Raw genomic sequence first — 1,289 nt, 5'->3', positions numbered from 1 at the left:
ATACCGGCACCAACTACAGCTTAGCTACTACTACTGGAACTGGCAGCACCATCTTTGGTGGCTTAGTCGGCAATACTCGCGCACTGCTATCGCTCTTGACTAGTGGAGACACTTCAGTAGCAGCGAGTGTGACGACCAATGGCTTGTCAGGTCAAAGCTACGGTGGTAACTTAACTTTAGCTGGATCGGATATCACCCTAGCTAGTGGTAATGGTCCAGTAGGCGTGGTGGGTAATGTGAGCAGCAACGCCATTGGCACTGCTGGAATTATTAAGCTCCTAGGTGCCGGCTCTTATGCGTACAGTATTAATGGCGGCTTAACTTACTCTACGCCATCAACAGTGTCAACGGCGATAACAGTTGCTGGTGGTAGCCTCTCGTATAGCGGCAGTTCCTACTCATGGACTCCAAACACTTCCAATACGACTACTTATCTTGTAGTTGGCGGTGGTGGCGCTGGATCAATCGGCTGTTCTTGTTATAACGGCGGCGGTGGCGGCGGTGGCGGCGGCTTCTCAACTGGTACCATCAATCTTACTAATGCTAACGCGTTAACAGTCATCGTTGGTGATGGCGGTATTAACCAGGGTGGTGGCCAACTATCCTCTTTGGTGAATATCAGCTTAGGGCTTAATGTAATTGCTCAAGGCGGAAGCGCTGGTAATACAGAAACCGCAAATGCAACAGGTGGCTCAGGTGGAACCAGTGCTGGTGGAACTACGAATACCCAGGGTGCTACTGGTGGTAAGGGCGGCTGGAATTCAACAGGATTACCTGGAAATAATGGAAGTACTTCCTCCATTGTTGGAACAAGCACGTACTACAGTGGCGGCGGCGGTGGTGGTGCAGGTTACCTTGGTAATTTCCCATCTTCTACTGGTGGTTTAGGAGGCTTAGGTGGTGGTGGCAGAGGTGCAAATCCTTGTTGCGCTAGCGTCGCAATAGCTGGAAGTCCTGGTGTTGCAAATACTGGCGGTGGTGGTGGTGGATCCTATAGCTCTGCTGGTGGTGGTAACGGCGGCACAGGTGTTGTGATATTAAGCTACACCGGCGCAAGCGGTAGTGCGCTCACCATCAACTCCGGCGCTGGCGCAGCTACCATTGGTGGCAACGTATCGAACGTCAGTACCCTGACCATTAACTCCTCAAGCACTGGTAGCCGGATTACTGGTGCGATTGGTAATGCTGCTAATTTAGTCAACAACGGCGCAGGCATCCTCACACTTTTAGGTAATAACACCTTTAGCGGTGGCACCAACATTAACGCCGGTACGGTTGCACTGTCTGGT

Annotated in this window: 1 protein-coding gene; it reads left to right on the top strand. The window is 51.6% G+C overall.

Annotated elements, in window-relative coordinates:
• On the top strand, window positions 1-1,289 hold a 1,289-nt coding region (locus ICN29_RS10760), incomplete at both ends, for an autotransporter-associated beta strand repeat-containing protein (RefSeq protein WP_216133001.1).

Source organism: Polynucleobacter nymphae (genome assembly GCF_018882155.1).
GTDB lineage: Bacteria > Pseudomonadota > Gammaproteobacteria > Burkholderiales > Burkholderiaceae > Polynucleobacter > Polynucleobacter nymphae.
Note: the sequence above shows the minus strand (reverse complement) of the source record. Positions and strands in the feature narration are given on the sequence as shown.